15 protein-coding genes are annotated in these 23,629 nt (G+C 51.0%); 13 read left to right on the top strand and 2 right to left on the bottom strand.

The features are described from left to right. The first annotated feature begins 26 nt into the window (after nt 1-26). From DYA43_RS01985 to DYA43_RS01925, 13 genes are all read left to right on the top strand, one after another. Complete coding sequence (locus DYA43_RS01985; protein WP_061056163.1) at nt 27-1,112, top strand: AI-2E family transporter; 1,086 nt, start codon at nt 27-29, stop codon at nt 1,110-1,112. 84 nt (nt 1,113-1,196) lie between these two features. Then, the gene (gene rsmC, locus DYA43_RS01980; protein ID WP_020332026.1) at nt 1,197-2,219 is read left to right on the top strand and encodes a 16S rRNA (guanine(1207)-N(2))-methyltransferase RsmC; all 1,023 of its coding nucleotides are present in this window, start codon (nt 1,197-1,199) and stop codon (nt 2,217-2,219) included. Between the two features lie 204 nt (nt 2,220-2,423). Further along, nucleotides 2,424-5,813 (top strand): hybrid sensor histidine kinase/response regulator, encoded by a 3,390-nt coding sequence (locus DYA43_RS01975; RefSeq protein ID WP_061056162.1) that lies wholly within the window; start codon nt 2,424-2,426, stop codon nt 5,811-5,813. Between the two features lie 687 nt (nt 5,814-6,500). Next, complete coding sequence (locus DYA43_RS01970) at nt 6,501-8,171, top strand: ABC transporter substrate-binding protein (protein ID WP_061056161.1); 1,671 nt, start codon at nt 6,501-6,503, stop codon at nt 8,169-8,171. Between the two features lie 165 nt (nt 8,172-8,336). After that, a complete protein-coding gene (locus DYA43_RS01965; RefSeq protein ID WP_020332023.1) occupies nt 8,337-9,323 on the top strand; it encodes an ABC transporter permease in 987 nt (328 codons plus the stop codon). A gap of 2 nt (nt 9,324-9,325) precedes the next feature. Continuing rightward, on the top strand, nt 9,326-10,351 hold the full coding sequence (locus DYA43_RS01960; protein WP_061056160.1) for an ABC transporter permease: 1,026 nt from the start codon (nt 9,326-9,328) through the stop codon (nt 10,349-10,351). Nucleotides 10,352-10,353: 2 nt separating this feature from the next. Next, entirely contained in the window at nt 10,354-11,337 is a 984-nt protein-coding gene (locus tag DYA43_RS01955; protein ID WP_020332021.1) for an ABC transporter ATP-binding protein, read from the top strand. A 32-nt stretch (nt 11,338-11,369) separates the two neighbouring features. After that, the gene (locus DYA43_RS01950; RefSeq protein WP_061056159.1) at nt 11,370-12,365 is read left to right on the top strand and encodes an ABC transporter ATP-binding protein; all 996 of its coding nucleotides are present in this window, start codon (nt 11,370-11,372) and stop codon (nt 12,363-12,365) included. Between the two features lie 46 nt (nt 12,366-12,411). Further along, nucleotides 12,412-14,136 (top strand): glycoside hydrolase family 9 protein, encoded by a 1,725-nt coding sequence (locus tag DYA43_RS01945; protein ID WP_061056158.1) that lies wholly within the window; start codon nt 12,412-12,414, stop codon nt 14,134-14,136. After that, on the top strand, nt 14,133-15,008 hold the full coding sequence (locus tag DYA43_RS01940) for a glucosamine kinase nucleotide-binding domain-containing protein (RefSeq protein ID WP_061056157.1): 876 nt from the start codon (nt 14,133-14,135) through the stop codon (nt 15,006-15,008). The genes DYA43_RS01945 and DYA43_RS01940 overlap by 4 nt, the downstream gene beginning before the upstream one ends. Before the next feature lie 9 nt (nt 15,009-15,017). Continuing rightward, nucleotides 15,018-16,934, top strand: a complete 1,917-nt coding sequence (locus DYA43_RS01935) for a beta-N-acetylhexosaminidase (protein WP_061056156.1) — start codon at nt 15,018-15,020, stop codon at nt 16,932-16,934. A gap of 69 nt (nt 16,935-17,003) precedes the next feature. Continuing rightward, on the top strand, nt 17,004-19,406 hold the full coding sequence (locus tag DYA43_RS01930; protein ID WP_061056155.1) for a glycoside hydrolase family 94 protein: 2,403 nt from the start codon (nt 17,004-17,006) through the stop codon (nt 19,404-19,406). A 47-nt stretch (nt 19,407-19,453) separates the two neighbouring features. Beyond that, nucleotides 19,454-20,866, top strand: a complete 1,413-nt coding sequence (locus tag DYA43_RS01925) for a phosphoglucomutase/phosphomannomutase family protein (RefSeq protein ID WP_061056154.1) — start codon at nt 19,454-19,456, stop codon at nt 20,864-20,866. A 44-nt stretch (nt 20,867-20,910) separates the two neighbouring features. On the opposite strand, the gene DYA43_RS01920 is transcribed toward DYA43_RS01925, so the two are convergent. Together DYA43_RS01920 and DYA43_RS01915 are read right to left on the bottom strand one after the other, a co-directional pair. After that, complete coding sequence (locus DYA43_RS01920) at nt 20,911-21,942, bottom strand: ABC transporter ATP-binding protein (protein WP_020332013.1); 1,032 nt, start codon at nt 21,940-21,942, stop codon at nt 20,911-20,913. Next, entirely contained in the window at nt 21,942-23,567 is a 1,626-nt protein-coding gene (locus DYA43_RS01915; RefSeq protein ID WP_061056153.1) for an ABC transporter permease, read from the bottom strand. Before DYA43_RS01915 ends, DYA43_RS01920 begins: the two co-directional genes overlap by 1 nt. Between the last annotated feature and the right edge of the window lie 62 nt (nt 23,568-23,629).

Here is a 23,629-nt window from a genome sequence, read left to right as displayed (position 1 = left end):
ATTGATTATCACATGGGACCGCTACCGTGCCTGAAAAACTGAAAATATCCTCCAGTCACTGGGTTTTGATCGTTGCTTTATTGGCAGCGGCGTTCACCTGTTACCTACTGGTCAAGCCTTACGTGAACTCAATTGTGATGGCGTTCATCATCTCACTTCTGATGTTCCCTATCCATGAGAAACTGGAATCCAAGCTGCCTTCACACAAAAACTTGGTTTCGCTGCTGTCGTGCATCATTCTGACCTTCATTATCGTCATTCCACTACTGTTTGTCTTCGGAGCGATTGTTCAGCAAGGGTCAAAATTTTCACAAAACGTCTATCAATGGGTAACGCACGGCGGTATTCAAACGGTATTTAACCATCCTTGGGTGGTCAAAGGGTTGTCGCTGGCCAACCATTACTTACCGTTTGATGAAATAACGCCGCAACAAATCGCACAAAGAGTCGGACAATTTGCGACTTCATTTGGCACTAATCTGGTTGGTATCAGCGCAAAAATTCTCGGCGATGCCACCAACTTCCTGATGGATTTTCTGTTGATGCTGTTTGTCCTGTTCTTCCTGCTGCGCGATCACGACAAAATCATCTCTGCTATTCGCCATATTCTGCCGCTGTCACGCAGCCAGGAAGACAAACTGCTGTCTGAAATCGAACAGGTGTCGAAATCGGCAGTGATGGGATCATTTTTAACCGCCATCGCTCAGGGTGCCGCGGGTGGTTTGGGGATGTGGATGGCCGGGTTCCCGGGTCTGTTTTGGGGCACCATGATGGGCTTTGCCTCTTTCATTCCGGTGGTCGGTACGGCATTAATCTGGATTCCAGCTACGATTTATCTGTTTGTTGTCGGCGATACCACCTGGACGATTTTCCTCGCCGTGTGGAGTATTGCCGTGGTCGGATCCATCGACAACCTGCTGCGTCCGTTCCTGATGCAGGGTAGTGCCGGTATGAATACGCTGATGATTTTCTTCTCTCTGCTCGGAGGGATTCAGTTGTTTGGTTTAATTGGCCTGATTTATGGGCCACTTATCTTTGCCATTACCATCGTGCTGTTTAACATTTACGAAGAAGAGTTTCAGGGCTTTTTGAACAACCAAGACAACAGCTGATCCTCAACGTAAAGCAGATAAAGCACTTCAAGCACCGGGCTGATTATGCGAAAATCAGCCCCCCTATTTTGTGTCGAGTCTGTTATGTCCAATTACATCGCTCCAAGTCAGATCGCGCAGCGCCAGCTGGCCTACTTTGAAGGTAAACATGTACTGATTGCCGGAGAAGCAGAAGACCTGTTTCCATTAGAACTGGCCAAACATTGCGCGTCTGTGTCCGTATTTACCACCAACTATGGTTACTATCGCCAGTTGCAAGGCAAGTCGGCACTGAACTGTTACTTTGGAGCCGAACTGGTCGACGAGATCGACGCCGACATGGTGCTGCTGTATTGGCCAAAAGCCAAGTTGGAAGCAGAATACTTGCTGGCGATGCTGATGGCAAAGCTGGGCGAAAATACAGAGATCGTCGTGGTCGGTGAAAATCGTTCCGGAGTGAAAAGCATTGAGAAAATGTTCGCACCGTACGGATTGATTCAAAAGTATGACTCTGCACGTCGTTGCTCATTTTACTGGGGCCAATGCACGCAAAGCGTAAAACCATTCAACCTCAACGATTGGTTTAAGTCCTACCCAGTTCAGTACCAGCAATACAACCTCACTATTCGCAGCCTACCCGGCGTATTTAGTCATGGTGAGTTTGACATTGGCAGTCGTTTGCTACTCGACACACTACCAGCCCTGCGCGGAAAAGTGCTGGATTTCGGCTGTGGCGCCGGAGTACTGGGGTGTGTCATGGCCACTCTCAATCCGGAAATTGAGCTGGAGATGTGTGACATCAGCGCGCTGGCTATTCGTTCAAGCCAGGAAACACTCGCTGCCAACGGCCTCAGCGGCCGCGTCTTTGCGTCAGACGTTTATTCAGATACCGCCTCTGATTATCAGTTTATCGTCACTAACCCACCATTCCACGCAGGTCTGGACACCAGTTATAACGCCACAGAAACCTTGCTGGCCAAAGCCCCGGCGTATCTCAAACCTCGTGGGCAACTGATGGTTGTCGCCAACAGTTTTCTCAAATATCCGCCGATCATCGAACAAGCGTTTGGTAATTGCGAGACGTTAAATAAGACCAATAAATTCACGATTTATCACGCACAGAAATAATTCCCGCAACGCGAAATTGCCGTTTTTAGCGGTAATTTCGCCACTATCCGACCGAAAACTGCGTCCATGCCCACGCTTTGAACCCAACTTACTTGTCAAAGTAAAAAAACTCGTTAATTTCGTTATTTCAGGTACTTCTTGTCATTCACTTAACTCATTCGTGCTTTCTGCACGGATCAGTGCCACCAAAGTAACGCCTTTTCTATGTTTAGGTTCAATCGGAAGCAAAAGTTTAAGCGCCTGCAGAATACTCTTATGCTGGCGTTCCTGGTTCTCAGCATCACCCCTCTGACGGTGACGGCAATCTTTTTCCTTCAATCTCACAGTAAAGACTTGCAGGAACAAAGCACATCGCATCTTCTGTCAGTGCGGGATACCAAACAGCAGCAAGTAATCGACTACCTCACGGCTAAAGAGTCTGAAGTGATGGGCTTTGTCCGCTCAGAACTTGCTTACGCCAGTGGCGGTCGCTTCTATGGATTGGTCAACGCATTTCAGCGCTTGGGAGTCGATATCGTTCAGGCGCGCGAGCATGCGCAGCAACGTTATGTACCGGGTTCCGGCGACCAAATCAAAACCTCCGTGTTACCAGAGTCGAGCAGTTACGTCGGCAGCGAACGCTATCGCTTGTTGCATAAACGCTACCACTGGGCGTATATGGAACTGCTTAAGCGTTCCGATTTTGACGATATTCTGTTGGTCGATATCAACGGAAACGTGGTGTATTCCATTTTTAAAAATGCCAACTACGGCACCAATCTGCTGACGGGAAAATTTAAAGACAGTAATCTGGGTCAAACCTTCCGCCAACTAGAACAGCAGGTCAGCGAACACCGTAAAACCAATGAAGATTACACCCCTGTCGTACTGTCTGATTTTGTTGATGAAAATGGCCGTCAATATGCGTGGATGGGCGCACCAATCATTCAGCAAGGCTACTTGCACAGTTATGCGATGTTCCGCCTGCCCAATAATGGCATTACCAAGCTGATTGCAGATACCAACAGCACCTCTTCAATGCGCACTCTGTTGGTCGGCCAGGATCATCGCTCGCGTACCCTCGCTTACGAGCAACCAGAGATCGATAAGAGTACTCAAGTGATTGATTGGGCGCTGAACGGCAGTCGTTCTGTTGGCACTTATACTAATCAGGCCGGGGAAAAAACCATCGCCGCTTACGCCCCTATCAACCTCAAAGATTTGCATTGGGCACTGGTGGTTGAACTACCAGAAAAAGAGGCCTTTGCGCGCGTCCGTCAGTTGGAGAAGCTGTTCATCTTTGCCATGCTGACCGCAATTATTTTGGTGGTGATCGCCTCACATTATCTGTCTAACTTCATTACATCTCCGCTCCTTAAACTGACCTGGGCAGCGGAGCGTGTCTCCGCTGGCGACTTGGATGAAACCATGATCAACACCGATCGGCGTGATGAAATTGGTCGGTTGGCGGTGAGTTTTGAACGTATGCAACGCTCTATTCGCGAGAAGATGCAACTGATTAAGGCGCAGAATAAAGAGTTGGAAAGCAATATTCAGATCATTCGTAAACAGAACGATGAATTGCAGTTGGCCAACAAACTGAAAGATGAGTTTCTCGCCACAACTTCGCATGAACTCAGAACGCCTTTACATGGCATGATCGGTATTGCCGAGGCGCTGATTTCCGGCGCCAATGGTCCAATTAATGCGGCACACAAGTATCAGCTCGACATTATCATCAGTAGCGGTCAACGACTGGCCACTTTGGTGGATGACTTGCTCGACTACCACAAAATGCGCTACGGCAATCTCGACATCAACAGGACTGCGGTTAATCTGTCCAATGCCACGCGTTTGGTGCTGGAACTGTCTAATCATCTGTTGGGCAAAAAGCCAATCCGCATTATTAACCAAGTCGCCGAAAATCCGGTGTGGGTATCTGCCGATGCCCAGCGTTTGGAACAGGTGTTGTATAACCTGATCGGCAACGCCATCAAATACACCTCGGAAGGTAAGATTGTCATCTCAGCCAATCAAGTGGATAACCATATTCGCGTTCAGGTCGTGGATACCGGGCAAGGTATTCCGGCCGAACAGCTGGAACACATTTTTGAACCTCTGATTCAAGCCGGACATGACACTAGCCGCTATCGTCAGGGGGCAGGACTGGGACTCTCCATCAGCCGTCAGTTAATTGAGTTGATGCATGGCTCGCTGTATGTCAGCAGCCAACCTATGGTTGGCACTACCTTTAGTTTCACCCTGCCAATCGCGTCAGAACAAGAGATTGCTGCCGCACAACTGACGCAGCTACCCCATTTCCAGGCTCCTGAATTTACGGAACTGGATCTGCCTGAGAATCATAGCATTCCGGAAAATCCGAACGGCCCACTGCTGTTAGTCGCGGATGATGAGCCGGTTAACTTACGTGTTCTGGACAGCTTCCTGCGTTTAGAAGGCTATCGTGTACGCACCGCACAGGATGGCAATGAAGTGTTGAAAGCTGTGGCTGAAGAGAAACCAGAGCTGCTATTACTCGACATCATGATGCCCGGTATGAGCGGTTATCAGGTTTGTGAAGAGCTGCGTAAAACGTATGATCACGCTCAATTACCAGTAATTATGCTGACCGCTCTGAATCAAACCGACGATCGCGTACGAGGCTTTGAAGCGGGTGCCAACGACTACCTGTCCAAACCTTTCAACAAACAGGAACTGGCTGCACGTATTATCGCGCACCTGACAGCAAGCAAAGCAGAACAACGTCGGATTGAAAACGCCGAGTTGCAGAAAGAATTGAAGCACCGCGCGATGGTTGAGGCCAGTTTGCTGGAAACACAAGGACGTTTGTTGGAACAGCTGGAATCGGCACCGGAAGCCATTGTTTGTATTCGTGAAGATCACAAAATCCGCTTTGCCAATGAAGCTGCTTCGCGCCTGTTTAAACGCAGTCAGGAGCAAATCAAGCGTTCTAACGCAGATGAGTTGATCGCTCCGAAGTATCTGCTGGTCGAACAGGAACATTATTGCGGCAACGTCGATATTTTTGTTGATGATATTCGGCAACACGTCAATGCTGATGTCCTCCGTCTGCCAGAAGGCGCCGGATTACAGGCAATGTATATCTTTAATGTGGGTGGCAGCATTAACGCTGCGCGTATTCATAACCTTGAAACCGCCGTTGAAGCCCTGTCGAGCTATGCCTTTGAAGGCGACAAGGATAAGCTGCAGCAACTCAAAGAACTGGGGGGAGAATTTACCCGTCTGGCAGACAAAGCCTCAGGTGACAGCCAATCTAAGCAGGACTTGATGCGCGCCGTCTTGGTGGATGCGATGACATCAGCCCTCAACTATTGGGAGAAAGTCTCCGGGCAAAGCAAATTCACGTTCGCAGAACAAAGTGGGTTATGGCGCGTCTATCTGGACCGAAGCACGCTGCAGACCCGCACACTCGACAAGTATCTGCGTATCGAAACACTGCCTAAAACACCGCGGTGGCGCACGGTACTCAATTCGCTGGATTACATTCTCGACCACTGCCAGGAGCAGGGGCCTGAACGTACCTACATTGAAGTACAACGCGACAAACTGCAAAAGCTGCTCACCTCTGAATAAGAGACCAAAAGCCCGCCTTCTGGTGGGCTTTTTACTACCTAAAATCTGACGACAGATCTCTCATGACGGTTACGGTCTACTGAAATATTTCCTCTCCATTACTAACGGCGGACGCGCTTCATTTTTACGTCGAAATAAACCTTATCCAATAACGTAAACTGAACACAAAACACGTCAATCAAGCCACCAAATGGGTCGTTCTATTCCCTTTCCTGAAGCGGATAACACAACTTTGCGAAACGAATCACAACAATTCGCCAGATTTAATTTCTGAGGAAAAATTACATCAAAAACCTCACAGTGAGCAAGATCTCACTAACTAAAAAAACCAAACAAAGCCATACACAAAGAAAATCATAACGATAGTAAACACTCACACACATTAGGTAATCGAAAAATTTATGTGACCGACGCCACTGCTTACTTTTCAGTCACGCAGAAAGTTTTTTAGTCAATTTTGACGTTTGTGACGGCAAGCTTGGATGTTTTGACGTTTTTAACGGGAAATGAAATTGATAAATTCCTCCACAAGGTGTTTCCTTACCTCTGTCAAAGGCCTACAGGCCACTCATGTTATCGGGTACCTCCGACCTGGTAACACCCAATGAGGTAGGTCCTTGTGAGTGTTGATCAAACGATAGCACTCGACTCCATTTGTGAAATAAAAGCAAATAGTAAGGAACAGCTATGCTTGCCAATATTAAGAAAACCGCACTTGCAGCCGCAGTTATTGCTGCAGCAACCAGCGTTTCAGCTCCGGCATTTGCCCGTAGTGAGCTAACCATCGTGCCAGATTTCTACCCTACAATGGTGCGTAACTTTAACCCGTACTTAGCCACAAACCTACGTACCACCACTGACTTCATCTACGAGCCGCTGGTTGTTTTTAACGAAATGCATGGCAACACTCCGGTAATGCGTCTGGCAGAAAGCTACAAAATGTCTGACGATCTGATGAGTGTGACATTCGACATTCGTAAAGGCGTGAAATGGTCTGATGGTCAGGCATTTACTGCAAACGATGTGCTTTACTCGTTCAATCTCCTGAAGAACAAACCAGAGCTTGATCAACGTGGTATCAACAAATGGGTAACCAGTGTTGAGAAAATCGATGACTACAAAGTTCGTTTCCGCCTGACAGAAGCCAACTCTAACGTCCCTTATGAAATTTCTCAGGTGCCAATCGTTGCTGAACATGTTTGGAAAGAAGTGAAAGATCCAACCACATTCACTAACGAAAACCCAGTAGGTACGGGGCCATTTACAGAAATCGACACCTTTACTCCACAACTTTACATTCAGTGCCGCAACCCGAATTACTGGGATGCTGCAAACCTGGAAGTCGACTGTCTGCGTGTTCCTCAAATCGCCAACAACGACCAACTACTGGGTAAAATTGTCAACTCTGAGCTCGACTGGACATCATCATTCGTTCCGGATATCGACCGCACTTACGCAGCAGCGAACCCGAATCACCACTACTGGTACCCAGCGGCGGGCACACAGGCATTCGTAGTTAACTTCAAAAACCCAGATCCAGCGAAGAAAGAAGCACTGGATAACGTAGATTTCCGCCGTGCGTTCTCAATGGCACTTGACCGCCAGACTATCATCGATATCGCCTTCTATGGCGGCGGTACCGTGAACGACTTTGCATCTGGTTTGGGTTACGCGTTCAAGTCTTGGTCTGATGAAACGGTTCACAACAAGTACAAAGGCTTCAACACCTACGACGTCGATGGATCTAAAGCACTGCTGGCTAAAGCAGGCTTCAAAGACATTAACGGTGACGCTTTCGTTGAAACACCATCAGGCAAGTCGTTTGAACTACTGATTCAATCGCCAAACGGTTGGACTGATTTCAACAACACCGTACAACTGGCAGTAGAACAGCTACAAGAAGTGGGCATCAAAGCGAAAGCGCGTACGCCAGAATTTGCAGTCTACAACCAAGCGATGCTGGAAGGGACCTACGACGTAGCGTACACCAACTACTTCCACGGTGCAGACCCATACACTTACTGGAACAGTGCGTACAACTCAGCACTACAGAAAGGCGACGGTATGCCTCGCTTCGCAATGCACTTCTTCAAAAACAACAAACTGGATGGCCTGCTGGACAGCTTCTACAAAACAGCAGACAAGAACGAGCAGATGGAAATCGCACACGGTATTCAGAAGATCATTGCTGAAAACCAAGTTACGGTTCCTGTGATGTCTGGCGCTTGGATGTATCAGTACAACACGACTCGCTTCACTGGTTGGTGGAACGAAGAAAATCCTAAAGGCCGTCCAAGTGTTTGGGCTGGTATCCCTGAGCGTCTGCTACACGTACTGGATCTGAAACCAGTTAAGTAAACGTTCTATCTTTGCGGCGCACCCATTGTGCGCCGCTGATTAAAATCCCCTTGCTTAGTAGTCAATATGGCGCTCGTCGTCAGGGGATTTCTCGCTCTCAATTTTCGCAAGGAGCGACCTGAACCGGAGTTCAGGAACAGACTGGGTGAGTAAGGTGTGTGAGTTATGGGTTATTTTTTAAGACGTTTGTCGTTCTACTTTGCCGCGTTGCTGGTCGCCGCAACGCTCAACTTTGTTATTCCGCGGGCAATGCCTGGTGACCCGGTTACCATGATGTTTGCTAACGCCACAACGCAAGTAACACCAGAACGTATCGAAGCGATGCAAAAATTGCTCGGTTTCGTTGATGGTCCTTGGTATGTGCAATACGCGACTTATATGAAAAGTATCTTCAGCTGGGAGCTGGGGACTTCTATCAAATTTTATCCACTGAGTGTGAATGAACTGCTAGGCGGGGCGTTTGGTTGGTCGTTGTTCTTAGCGGGTACGGCCGTGGTGATCTCGTTTTCGATTGGCTCAATTCTGGGCATTTTCGCCGCCTGGAAACGGGGGAGCAACTACGACACCTTCATCACCCCAGGCATGCTGGTCATCCAAGCGGTGCCCCAAGTGGTCATTGCTATGCTGGCTATGTTTACCTTTGCGATAGGCCTTGGTTGGTTCCCAACCGGCTACGCCTACACTGCAGGGACAACCCCTGACTGGACCAGTTGGGCATTCATCAAAGATGTCGGCTACCACGCTGTGCTGCCCTTGATCTGTGCATCCATCGTCCAAATCGGCGGTTTTCTGGTCAATATGCGAAACAACATGATCAACCTGCTGGCAGAAGATTACATCACGATGGCGAAAGGCAAAGGACTGAGCGAAAACCGAGTGGTCTTTAACTACGCTGCTCGCAATGCCCTGCTGCCAAGTGTCACCGCTCTGTCTATGTCTCTGGGGATGGCTATCGGCGGCCAGCTCATTATTGAAATCATCTTTAACTACCCGGGGCTGGGCACCGTACTATTCAACGCAATCACCGCTCGTGACTACCAAGTTCTGCAAGGGCAACTTCTGATCATGACGCTGTTTATGCTGTTCTTTAACCTACTGGCGGACATGTTGTACGTCGTGCTCGACCCTCGCCTGCGCAAGGGAGGTAAATAATCATGAAAGCTCTTTGGAAACTACTGCGCGGCAACCGTGTTGCCATGGTGGGTGTCACTATTCTGAGCATCTTCCTGTTCATTGCACTGGCAGCCCCGCTGATTACTAAACATGCCCCAGATAAACGTACGGGTAACCCACATGAATATCCGGCTTTTGTCGTGAAAGCAGCCAAAGCCAATCCTGATGGTTGGGTGGCAGAGAATCTCGCGACCGATCGCCGCACGATGGCGTTGTCGAAAAATGCCGACCACACGCTAGGCACCACCCGTATGGGCCGAGATGTATGGTCACAAGTTGCTTACGGGGCGCGCGTCTCGCTGGCAGTTGGTTTTGGTGCCGGCATTACGGTCTGTTTTCTGGCAACCGTACTTGGGGTATCCGCTGGTTACTTTGGTGGGCGGGTTGATGACTTTCTAACAGCAGCGATGAACATCATGCTGGTCATTCCTCAGTACCCTCTGTTGTTTGTGGTTGCGGCTTTCATCGGAGAAGCAGGCCCGTTAACCATCGCCCTAATCATCGGCTGCACATCCTGGGCCTGGGGGGCGCGTGTGGTTCGTGCCCAAACTCTGGCTCTGCGTGAGAAAGAGTTTGTCAAAGCTGCCGAAGTGCTGGGTGAATCCTCTTGGCGCATCATTTTCGTTGAGATTCTACCGAACCTGATTTCGATTGTCGGCGCAAGTTTCATCGGCTCAGTGATGTACGCCATCATGATGGAGGCAACGATCTCCTTCCTGGGACTCGGCGATCCGAACACCATTAGTTGGGGCATCATGCTTTACAACGTACAGACCTCATCGTCCATGCTTATCGGCGCTTGGTGGGAACTGTTGGCACCATGTATTTCTCTGACATTACTGGTCACCGGTCTGGCACTGCTGAACTTTGCCGTGGATGAAATTGCCAACCCGCAACTGCGCTCTCATAAAGGGATGAAGCGCTGGAAAAAACTGGCGGCACGGGACAAGCAGGCGCGTAAACCAGAGCCTGCACCACAAACAGCCATCTGGAGCGGAGACAAATAATCATGACAGCACCACTTATCTCGATCCGCAACTTATGTGTGGACTACATTACCGACGCCGGCGACGTGCGCGCCTGCAACAACGTCAGCTTTGATATCGCACCAGGTGAAGTGTTTGGCCTGGCAGGCGAATCTGGTTGTGGTAAATCAACCGTCGCCTTTTCGTTGATGCGCCTGCATAAGCCGCCCGCGTTCATCACCGGGGGGGAGGTAATTTTCAATGGTGAAGACATTCTTAAATACAGCGATGACCGTATGCAGTCATTCCGCTGGAGCCAGATGTCAATGGTGTTCCAGAGCGCAATGAACGCACTCAACCCCGTTCTGACCATGGAAGAGCAATTTTGCGACGTGATCATGCGCCACACCACCATGAATCGTCAGCAGGCTAAACGCCGCGCGGAAGGCCTACTGGAAATCGTGGATATTCACCCTAGCCGCCTGAACGACTATCCGCACCAGTTTTCTGGCGGCATGCGCCAGCGTCTGGTGATCGCCATCGCACTGGCACTAAATCCGAAGATGATCATTATGGATGAGCCAACCACAGCGCTGGATGTGGTGGTACAGCGCGAGATCCTGCAAAAGATCTACGCCCTGAAAGAGGAATTCGGTTTCTCAATTCTGTTCATTACGCACGACTTATCTCTGATGGTCGAGTTCTCAGATCGCATCGGCATCATGTACTCCGGCGAACTGATTGAAGTGGCGCCGTCCAAAGAAATTCTGCAAAGCCCTTATCACCCATATACCAAAGGCCTTGGCAGTTCGTTTCCACCTTTAACCGGACCGAAAACTCGCCTGACGGGGATTCCGGGTAACCCGCTCAACTTGCTGGAAATTCCACAGGGCTGTCGCTTTCAGGCGCGGTGCGATCGAGTACACGAAGCGTGTACCAAAATCCCGACCAGCTTGCGTCAGATTGAGCCGGGGCGTTTATCCAACTGCCACCTGTATGGTGCGCCAATTGCCCAAGTGAAACTGTAAGTCCGGTAGAGACAGAATTTCTGGAGTTTAATATGAGTAAACCATTCGGCGAACTACTGGTGGAAGGCAAAAATCTGGTTAAGGATTTTCCGATCAACAGTAACGCACTCAAACAACCGATGATGCGTGCGATCAACGACGTGTCATTCAAGATGTATAAAAGCCGCGGTTTGTCCGTGGTGGGAGAATCCGGTTCGGGCAAATCCACCACCGCGAAAATGATCGCCAAAATGTATGCGCCAACGTCGGGTGAGATCGAGTACAAAGGCCGCGATATTCAAACGATCAAGTCTCGTAGCGATCTCATGCTTTACCGCGAAGGCGTTCAGATGGTATGGCAGGATCCGTTCGGTTCTCTCAACCCGACCCATACCATTTTTCACCACATTGCTCGCCCGTTACTGATCCATAAAAAGGTGAAGCCCGGCAACAAAAAGGAGCTTCAAGAACGCGTCTACGATCTGCTGGAACAGGTTGGTCTGATCCCACCCAAAGAGACCGCAGCCAAATATCCGCATCAGCTTTCCGGTGGTCAGCGTCAGCGTGTCAATCTGGCTCGCAACATCGCCGTCGGCGCAGAAGTGGTACTGGCAGATGAGCCGACCTCCATGCTGGATGTTTCCATCCGTGCCGGCGTACTTAACCTGATGGAAGAGATGAAATTCGAGAAGCAGATGTCGTTGCTGTACATCACGCACGACATCGCGACTGCACGTTATATCGCGGAAGATCTCGCGGTGATGTACGTCGGTCACATGGTTGAATGGGGCGATACCGAAGCAATCATTCACGATCCTCAGCATCCATACACTCAGTTGCTGGTTTCTGCGGTGCCGGATCCGAAGAAGTCGATTCACGAAAAACTGAAAGGCAATAAAGGTGAAATCCCGCTCTGGACACCAGATTCCGTCGGTTGTCCGTTTGCCGGTCGCTGTTTGCACGCTTCCGACAAATGCCGTGAGCAGCTTCCGGGCATCACTCAGTTGTCTGACAACCACTTTGTTCGCTGTTACCTGTACGAAAACTAAGCCTGAGCGCCCGTTCTGCGGGCGCCAATTCACTCGGAGACGTTGAATGCAGTTACTCATCAACCACATCGGCTATGAAGCTTCCGGCCCTAAACACGCGGTTTTGTTAACGCATGTGGCTCATCTGCAAGTGGAAGAAGCCTTATTGGTCTGCGCCCGCACTCACCAAACGGTTGAGCGCATCGCATTTGCATGTGGTGGCCAGGTTGCAAACTGGCATCTAGGGTATTTTCATCGTATTGATTTTTCACATATTCGTCGTGAAGGCGACTTCTATCTGTGTGTCGAAACTGCGCAGTCACAACCATTTACGATTGGCAACGGAGTTCTGATGCAGCGTACATTTTCCGATGTGCTGCACTACTTTAAGTCGCAACGCTGCGGCGGCATTTTCGATCAACAAGACAAGCACGTACCGCTTCTGGGCACCTCAACCACTGCCGATGTGCACGGAGGCTGGTACGACGCTTCTGGTGACGTCAGTAAGTATTTAAGTCACCTTTCTTACGCCAACTATTTGAACCCACAGCAAACACCTATGGTGGTCTGGAACATATTCAAAAGCTTGGCGCTTTTAGACAATCACTCGGGTTTTGCACCGTTTTCCCGCACTCGCCTCAAGGAAGAAGCGTTGTTTGGTGCTGATTTTCTGCTTCGTATGCAAAATCCCGAGGGATTTTTTTACATGACTGTCTTTGATCAATGGAGCAAAGATACGGCGCAACGGGAGATTTGTGCCTACGCCACCCAGCAAGGTGTGAAGTCCGATGCCTACCAGGCTGGCTTTCGCCAGGGGGGAGGCATGGCGATCGCGGCATTGGCAGCAGCGGCTCGCCAAAGCGTGGGAGGGGATTTTACCCCGCAGCATTATCTGGCGGCAGCCGAGCATGGCTACTGGCATTTGAAAGAGTGCAATGAGCGCTACCTAGATGATGGTGAAGAGAACATCATCGATGAGTACTGCGCGCTGATGGCGACTTGTGAACTGTTTACTACGACTCAGCAGCCTGACTACCTGCATCAGGCCCGAGAGTGGGCTACTCGCCTGCTGGCGCGTCAACACAGTGATGAACAACAGCACTATTTCTGGTCGGCTAATCGTGACGGTTCTCGTCCCTATTACCATGCCGCAGAAGCGGGCCTGCCCGTGATCGCTCTGTGCCAATATCTGACGATTGAAACCGAACACAGCGCACGCCACAACGCGCTGGAGATTCTACATCGGGCTTGTGAGTTTGAGCTCAGCATTACGCGTGAAGTACACAATCCGTTTGGTTATCCACGTCAGTACGTGAAAGACCTTCACGGCGGCAAACGTAGCGCATTTTTCATTACTCATGACAACGAAAGCGGCTACTGGTGGCAAGGAGAAAATGCGCGCCTCAGTTCACTGGCCGCGATGGCCTTTGCCGTTCAGGATTACCTCACCGACGACGAGCTAAAACACGGCATGCTGACACTCGCACACAATGCGCTCAGTTGGATTGTCGGCCTCAACCCATATGACATGTGCATGCTCGACGGCCATGGCCGTAACAATCCGGACTACCTGCCTCATTTAGGGTTCTTCAATGCCAAAGGCGGCGTGTGCAACGGCATCACCGCAGGTTTCGAGGATGAACAGGACATTGCCTTCAACCCGCAACCACACGATCAGGATATGTTGCAAAACTGGCGCTGGGGTGAGCAATGGATTCCACACGGAGCCTGGTATCTGCTGGCCATCGTTCATCAATTTGATTTTTTCTCAACCCCACGAGGTGGCGCATGAGTCTCTACTACGCTGGTATTGATGGCGGTGGTACCTCCTGCCGAGCGCGCATTCGCGATGGACAAGGTCATCTGATTGGTGAAGCTAAAACCGGCAGTGCCAACATACTGCTCGGTGTTGAAAGCGCGCTGCAATCCGTCATCAGTGCCATTACGCTGGCTGCCCAACAAGGTGGCCTGAATGAAGGTTGCTTTGACCAACTGCACGTGGGTCTGGCACTGGCTGGCGCAGAACAAAAATCCGCTTGGCAAGCATTTATGCAACTGCCTCATCCGTTTGCTTCTCTCACGCTCAATACCGATGCCTATGGTGCTTGTCTCGGCGCACATAACGGAAACGATGGCGCGATCATGATCGCAGGCACTGGTTCATGCGGCATTTTACTGCAAGATGGCCACCAGCATGTGGTAGGCGGACGTGAATTCCCGATCTCCGATCAGGGCAGCGGCGCAGTGATGGGATTACGCCTGATTCAACAAGTGTTGCTGATTGAAGATGGGATCTATGCGGCGACGCCACTCAGTCAGTTTGTCATGCAGCATTTTGAACACGATGTTGATGCCATTGTGGCTTGGTCTAAATCAGCTTTACCCCGTGACTACGGTCAGTTTTCTCCGCAGATTTTCGCGTTTGCGAACCAAGGAGATGAACTGGCGATTTCGCTACTCAAACAGACAGCGGCGGACGTTGAAATGTTTTTGCACGCCCTGCACCGCAAAGGGGCACAGCGAATCTGCCTGATGGGCAGCATCGCAGAACGTATTCTCGCATGGTTATCCCCTCCCGTTCAGCAATGGATCGCCGCACCGCAAGCGGATGCGATGGAGGGCGCATTAATGTTTGCCGGTAAAACCGAGCATAATTTGTATTAAGGGTTGCTCATGAACTATCGAATAGATTTCGCAGTGTTGTCGGAACACAAACAGTTCTGCCGTTTTGGTCTGACACTGCACAACCTCAGTGATCAGGACTTAAAGGACTGGAGTCTGCACTTTACCATTGATCGCTACATTCAGCCCGACAGCATCAGCCATGGCGAGATCAATCAGGTAGGTAGTTTCTGCTCGCTCGTTCCCGCTCAAAGTGTGATTAAAGCTAACGGCCATTTCTATTGTGAATTCAGCATCAAAACGGCGCCGTTTCATTACTACACTGACGGCATCAAAGCTGCGTTTGTGCAACTGAACCAGCGTGAGCCTGTCATCCGTCACGATGTCATCGTCACGCCAATCGCACTGGCATCGCCGTATCGTGAACGCAGCGAAATCCCTGAGGTCAACGCCGCCCCGCTGAGTCTGTTGCCCAAACCCAATCATGTTGAACTGCTGGATGGTCAATTTATTCTCACTGCCGCCAGCCAGATCTCATTGCAATCGTCTTGTGCAGAAACGGCAGCAACCTGGCTAAAACAAGAACTCACACGTCTCTACCATTGGCAACCGCACCCGATTGGCAGTGCTGATATTGTGCTACGCACCAACCCAACCCTGGATGAAGGTGCCTATCAGGTATCGGTTGATCGCAAAGGCGTTCGTTTAGAAGCCAGCAGCCACGTGGGCTTTGTTCACGCCAGTGCGACGTTACTGCAATTGGTTCGCCCGGATGGCGACAGTCTGCGTGTGCCACACATCGCAATCAAAGACGCACCGCGCTTTAAATATCGCGGCATGATGCTTGATTGCGCGCGTCATTTTCATCCGCTGGAACGCGTTAAACGTCTCATCAACCAACTGGCGCATTACAAGTTCAACACCTTTCATTGGCATCTGACCGACGATGAAGGCTGGCGTATTGAAATCAAAGCCCTGCCTCAATTGACCGACATTGGCGCCTGGCGCGGCGTCGACGAGGTGCTGGAACCACAATACAGCCTGCTGACCGAAAAACACGGTGGCTTTTACACCCAAGATGACATCCGCGAGGTGATCGCTTACGCCGCAGAGCGCGGTATCACGGTAATTCCGGAAATTGATATCCCCGGTCATAGCCGTGCGGCGATCAAAGCGTTGCCGGAATGGCTGCTCGATGAAGACGACCAATCACAATATCGCAGCATTCAGTACTACAACGACAACGTGTTATCGCCTGCCCTTTCAGGCACCTACCGCTTTCTTGATCTCGTGCTGGAAGAAGTCGCCGCGCTGTTTCCGAGTAACTTCATTCACATCGGCGCCGATGAAGTGCCGGATGGTGTGTGGGTCAACAGCCCGAAATGTCAGGCGTTGATGGTAGAACATGGCTATACCGAGGCCAAAGAGTTGCAAGGTCACCTGCTGCGCTATGCGGAGAAAAAACTCAAATCGCTCGGCAAACGCATGGTGGGTTGGGAAGAGGCCCAGCATGGCGATAAAGTCAGCAAAGATACCGTGATTTATTCTTGGCTGTCAGAGCAAGCCGCTCTGAACTGCGCACGTCAGGGCTTTGATGTCATTTTGCAACCGGGCCAGTTTACTTACCTCGATATAGCTCAGGACTACGCGCCGGAAGAACCGGGCGTGGACTGGGCAGGCGTGACGCCGCTGGAACGTGCCTATTGCTACGAGCCGCTCGCCGAAGTGCCGGAACAGGACCCACTGCGCAAACGCATTTTGGGGATTCAGTGCGCGCTGTGGTGTGAACTGGTCAACAACCAAAACCGCATGGACTACATGATTTATCCGCGCTTAACCGCATTGGCGGAGGCCGCCTGGACGCAGAAATCGCAACGCGACTGGCACGATTATCTGGCGCGTCTCAAAGGCCATCTACCTTTGCTTGATCAACAAGGCATCCGTTACCGGGCGCCATGGAAAGCATAACCCAACACGTTTTCTCTAGCATCGACATTGAGTGGCGCCAGTGCGCCACTGTTTAAAAAGGAAATTACCATGAAATACGGCTATTTCGATAACGACAATCGCGAATACGTCATTACTCGTCCCGATGTTCCTGCGCCTTGGACGAACTATCTGGGTACGGAAAAATTCTGCACCGTCATCTCGCACAATGCGGGTGGTTACTCTTTCTATCATTCTCCTGAGTACAACCGTGTGACCAAGTTCCGCCCGAACTTCACGCAAGATCGTCCAGGACATTACATCTATCTGCGCGATGATGAAACTGGTGATTTCTGGTCAGTCTCTTGGCAGCCCGTTGCCAAAAACCTCGACGACGCGAAGTACGAAGTACGCCACGGTTTGTCATACTCAAAATTCCGTTGTGATTACAACGGTATTGTGGCCACTAAAACATTGTTCGTGCCGAAAGGTGAAGATGCTCAGGTGTGGGATGTCGAAATTGAAAACACCTCGGATAAACCTCGCACCATCAGTGCATTCAGCTATGTTGAGTTCTCCTTCAGTCACATCGCCTCAGACAACCAGAACCACCAGATGTCGCTCTACTCTGCGGGCACCGAATACAACAATGGTGTGCTGGAATACGACCTGTACTACAACACCGATGATTTCCTCGGTTTCTACTACCTGACCGCGACGTTTGATGCCGATAGCTACGATGGTCAGCGTGATGCGTTTCTCGGTATGTACCGCGACGAAGCCAACCCGATTGCCGTTGCCAACGGTCGCTGCTCGAACAGCGCGCAAACCTGTTACAACCACTGCGGCGCCCTGCACAAACAGTTTGTGCTGCAACCGGGGGAAAAAGTCCGTTTTGCGGTGATTCTGGGTGTCGGGAAAGGCAACGGCGAAAAACTGCGTGCAAAGTATCAAGACCTCAGCCAAGTCGATATGGCGTTTGCGGGCATCAAACAACACTGGGACGAACGCTGCGCGAAATTCCAGGTCCGTTCACCGAATGAAGGCCTCAACACCATGATAAACGCTTGGACTCTGTACCAAGCGGAAACCTGTGTGGTGTGGTCACGCTTTGCCTCGTTCATTGAAGTCGGTGGCCGTACTGGCCTCGGTTATCGCGATACCGCGCAAGATGCGATCTCCGTCCCGCACACTAACCCGGCGATGACCCGCAAGCGTCTGGTGGATCTGCTACGCGGCCAAGTTAAAGCAGGTTATGGTCTGCACTTGTTTGATCCTGACTGGTTCGATCCAGAAAAAGCCGATGTCAAACCGTCAAAATCACCAACGGTGGTACCGACGCCATCGGATGAAGATAAGATCCACGGCATCAAAGATACCTGCTCTGATGATCACCTGTGGATCGTGCCGACCATTCTTAACTTCGTCAAAGAGACGGGCGATCTGAGCTTTATTGACGAAGTGATCCCTTACGCTGACGGCGGCGATGCGACCGTGTATCAACACATGATGGCAGCATTGGATTTCTCAGCGGAATACGTCGGTCAAACCGGCATTTGTAAAGGACTGCGCGCCGACTGGAACGACTGTCTCAACCTTGGCGGCGGCGAGTCTGCGATGGTGTCGTTCCTGCACTTCTGGGCACTAGAAGCGTTTTTGGAACTGGCACGTCATCGCGACGACGCGGCGGCGATCGACAAGTATCAGGCGATGGCCAACGGCGTGCGCGAGGCATGTGAAACTCATTTGTGGGATGACAATGGCGGCTGGTACATTCGCGGCCTGACCAAAGATGGCGATAAAATCGGCACATTTGAACAGCAAGAAGGCAAAGTTCACCTTGAGTCCAATACGCTGGCCGTTTTGTCTGGTGCAGTCTCACAACAGCGCGGCGAAAAAGCGATGGATGCCGTGTATCAGTACCTGTTCTCCCAATACGGTTTACACCTCAACGCGCCGTCGTTTGCAACGCCCAATGATGACATCGGTTTTGTCACCCGCGTATACCAGGGCGTAAAAGAGAACGGTGCGATTTTCTCGCATCCTAACCCGTGGGCGTGGGTCGCCGAAGCCAAACTCGGCCGCGGTGATCGCGCAATGGAATTCTACGATGCGCTCAACCCATATAACCAGAACGACATCATCGAAACCCGCGTGGCCGAGCCGTACTCTTACGTGCAGTTCATTATGGGCCGCGATCATCAAGACCACGGCCGTGCCAACCATCCTTGGTTGACGGGGACTTCCGGCTGGGCTTACTACGCAACCACCAACTTCATTTTGGGGGTACGCACCGGATTTGACACGCTAACAATTGATCCGTGTATTCCAACTTCGTGGCCGGGCTTTGACGTCACCCGCGAATGGCGCGGCGCGACTTATCATATTGAAGTGCAAAATCCACATGGTGTGAGCAAAGGCGTACAGTCCATTCTGGTCAATGGCGAATCCGTGGACGCAGTTCACGCGCAACCAGCGGGCAGCGTAAATCAGGTGACCGTGATTTTAGGTTAATCCGCTTTAGGGTGCCGCGCTGGCGGCCCCACATAAGGAGATACAGCATGATTCAATTTGGTACCGGTGGTTGGCGCGCCTTTATCGGCGAAGAGTTTACCAAAGACAACGTTCGCCTGGTTGCTCAAGCGGTAGCCAACATTATCAATCAGGAACAAGTGGCTGAGCGCGGTTTTGTCATCGGCTATGACCGCCGCTTTTTGTCTGACAAAGCGGGGCGCTGGTTTGCCGAAGTATTGGCGGGCAACCAGATCACCGTCAGCTTCATCAATAAGTTTGTTCCCACCCCTGTGGTGATGTTTAAGGCCAAAGAGATGAACTGCGCCTACTCGGCATGCATCACGGCATCGCATAACCCGGCAGACTACAACGGCATCAAAGTGTTTATTGAAGGCGGACGCGACGCTGACGAAGTGATCACACAAAAGATAGAGCAACAAGTTTCAACACTGTGCGCCACCGACGTGCGCAGTGAGGACTTTGATCTGGCGGTCGCCCAAGGCAGGATTCAGGTAATCAACCCGATGAATGAATTCGTCGATTCGATCATCGACTTTATCGATATTGAAGCGATCAAACGCGCCAATCTGCGCGTGCTGATTGATCCGATGTTTGGCGTGGCAAAAAACGCACTGCAAACCGTGTTGATCAATGGCCGTTGCGATGTCGACGTGATCAACGATGGTAAGAACCCTGATTTTGGTGGTTTGATGCCGTCACCCAGCGCAGCAACGCTCTATCGCCTACAACATCTGGTCAAAAATCAAGGATACGATATTGGCATTGGTACCGATGGGGACGCTGACCGTCTGGGCATTATTGATGAGAAAGGTAACTTCATTCATCCCAACGAAGTTCTGCTGCTGTTGTATTACTATCTGCTTGAATACAAAGGCTGGAAAGGCTCTGTCGTGCGCAATATCGCCACCACCCACCTGCTGGACAAAGTGGCCACCGATCATGGAGAGAAGAGCTTTGAGGTTCCGGTAGGCTTTAAGCACATCAGTTCCCAAATGGAAGCCGACGATTCGCTGATTGGCGGTGAAAGCTCGGGCGGTCTGACCATTCGCGGCCACATCAAAGGCAAGGATGGCGTATTCGCGTCGAGCTTGCTGGTGGAAATGATCAGCGTGACGGGTAAAAAGCTTTCTGAGCTGTTGAGCGAAATATACAGCCGCTACGGTTATGCCTACACCGCCGAGGGCGATTGCAAATTCAAGCCGACCCAGAAAGCGGAGATCTACGCAAAGATTTACGTAGAGAAACAGTTACCAGAGTTTGAGTTTGAAGTTGAAAAAGTCAGCTATGAGGATGGCGCTAAAGTCTATTTTCGTAATGGTGGCTGGGTGATTGCCCGCTTCTCCGGCACTGAGCCTTTGCTGCGTATCTTTGCCGAAATGCAGGACAAAGAGACAGCAGAGCGCGTTTTACAGCAGATGAAACAGTTTCTGTCTCTGTAATGCAAGTACGATAAAAAAGCCCGGTTTAACCGGGCTTTTTCTTATTAGGCAAAGGCCAGAACGCCTTGAGTATCAATACTAACGGCCACGGTCTGACCAACCGACAAGCCCTGTGAAGAGGTTGCCAGCAGCTTAGAGCCATGCGCATCGATCACGTAACGACAATGATCGCCCATAAACTGCTGCTCCAGCACCGTGACACTGCTCTCTTCATCCGCATAAATACTGATCTGCTGCGGACGCAGCAACAGCTCACATTGACTGCCCTGAGCAATACTTTGCTGCGCATACGCGTCCACAACGCCAAGCGGCGTTTGATACTGATGTTCTGCTAAACGCGTAGCTGGCAGGTAACTGCCACCGCCCAGAAAGTCAGCGACAAATTTGCTCGACGGACGATAGTAAAGCTCTGAGGCGGTGCCGTATTGCTCAATCACCCCGTGATTCATCACCGCCATTTTGTCGGCAAAGGCAAACGCTTCTTCACGTGAGTGGGTGACGAAAATCGCTGTCACCCCCTGCTTTTTGAAGATTTTACGAATTTCTCCAATCAGGTCATGACGCACCTGAGTATCAATATTGGAAAATGGCTCATCCAGCAATAGCAGATCCGGTTTGTAAGCCAGCGAGCGCGCGATAGCGACACGCTGTTGCTGACCACCCGACAACTGGTGCGGATAACGGTCACCGAAACCGCTCAAATGGACCAGTTCCAACATTTGCTGCACTTGCAGATGACGTTCCTCCGCCGCCATTTGACGCAGGCCAAAGGCGATATTTTCCGCGACCGTCAGATGAGGAAACAGCGCATAGTCCTGAAAGATCATGCCGATATTACGCTGCTCTGGCGCTAGCCAATGCTTGCCATCGTCGATGGTCATGCCGTTAAGGCTCATGATGCCGGATGAAAGCGGTAGCAAGCCGGCAATCGCTTTGAGTAACGTGGTTTTACCGCAACCGCTGGCACCAAGCAGACACACGATTTCGCCGTGTTCTACGTTCAGCGACAACGATTCCAGGACCGTTTGAGTATCATACTGACAAGTCAGATTTTGAATCGATAATGCACAGCTCATCAGTGGTTTTGCTCCAGAGAACGGTTTACAACAACAAGTGGGATCAAGCCAACCAACACCAACAGCACCGCAGGCAAGGCTGCCAGTTCCAAATGTTCGTCCGAGGCGTAGTTATACACGTAGGTCGCCAAGGTCTCGAAATTAAACGGGCGCAGTAACAATGCCGCATTCAACTCTTTCATCGATTCAATGAACACCAGCAGACCGGCAATCAGGGCGCCGCGACGCACCAGTGGCAGATGAATGCGCCACAACATCGCATTGGCCTGACACCCCATGGTACGCGCTGCCATATCCAGTGACGGCGAGATCTTATTCAGACTGCTTTCGATACTGCCGATTGCCACTGCGGAAAAGCGCACGATCAACGCAAAAATAATCGCAAACATGGTGCCGGAGAAAATCAGCCCCGGCCTGCCCCATTGCATCGCTTTTGCCACATCGTTGACCGCATGATCGAGCGTCAGCACGGGAACCATCACTCCAATCGCTAATACCGTACCCGGCACGGCATACCCCATTGAAGAGAGCCGCATCAGCGCCACACTGACGCGGTTGGATTTGAGACGGCTGTAAAAGTTCACGACCAACGCGACTGCCACGCCAATCACCGCAGCACTCAGAGAAACTTGCAGGCTGTTCAACGCGTATTCACGAAACTCTGCCGTCCAACTCTGCTCAAAGTAGGTATAAGCGTAGCTGAGCAGTTGCAGTAGCGGAAAGATAAAGGCCACGCACACCAGTCCCCAACACCACAGCAGTGCCAGCCATTTTTTCCAGCCACGCAAAGCGTAGCGAAAATCTTCATGGCTGTTGAACTGGCTCTGATATAACTTTTGCCGACGGCGACTGTAACGTTCGGCGCTCAGGAGCAGCAATACGATGACCAGCATCACAGCTGAAATTTTGGCTGCGGCGGTCAAATTAGAGTAGTTCATCCAGGTGTCATACACCGCGGTGGTCAGCGTGTTGACCGCAAAGTAGCTGACGGTGCCGAAATCACCGACGGTTTCCATCGCGACCAGCGACAAGGCTACCGCGATTGACGGACGGACCAACGGCAGCGAGATACGACGAAAACTTTCCCACGGCGAGCATTTCAACAAACGGGCCGACTGCAACAGCGAAACGTTCTGCTCCATAAACGCGGCGCGGCACATCAGATAGACATAGGGATAGAGCACCAAGGCCAGCACGATGCTGGCACCAGCCAATGAGCGAATATCCGGGAAATAATACTCCCCGGCCATCCAGCCAGTCTGTGCTCGCAGCCAGACCTGAATCGGCCCGGCATAATCAAACCAGCCCGTAAAGATGTAGCCGACAATATAACCGGGAATCGCCAGCGGCAGCACCAAAGCCCACTGCAGGACTTTCTCACCCGGCAGGCGGCACATGGCCATTAACCAGGCGCTCGGAATACCAAAGAGCAGCGCCAGCGCCATTACGCTCAGCGTCAGAACCACGGTATTGAAGGCATAGGTGGGCATCACGGTCGACATCAAATGCGCAAACACATCGTCCGTCTGACCAATGGCGGTAAAAAATATCGCTAAGATCGGCAAAACCAGCAGCGTCGCCAAAGCCACACTACTGGTTTTCCAAATAAGGTGTTTTTCTTTCATTGCCTAGAAACTGTCAGGCTGACTGAGCCATAAATGCATCTGCAAATACATCTCATATCCCT

Origin of the sequence: Vibrio fluvialis (genome assembly GCF_900460245.1) — a bacterium.
In the GTDB taxonomy this organism is placed as follows: Bacteria; Pseudomonadota; Gammaproteobacteria; order Enterobacterales; family Vibrionaceae; genus Vibrio; species Vibrio fluvialis.
The sequence above is the reverse complement of the archived record's forward strand: the minus strand, read 5'-3'. Positions and strand labels throughout refer to the sequence as shown.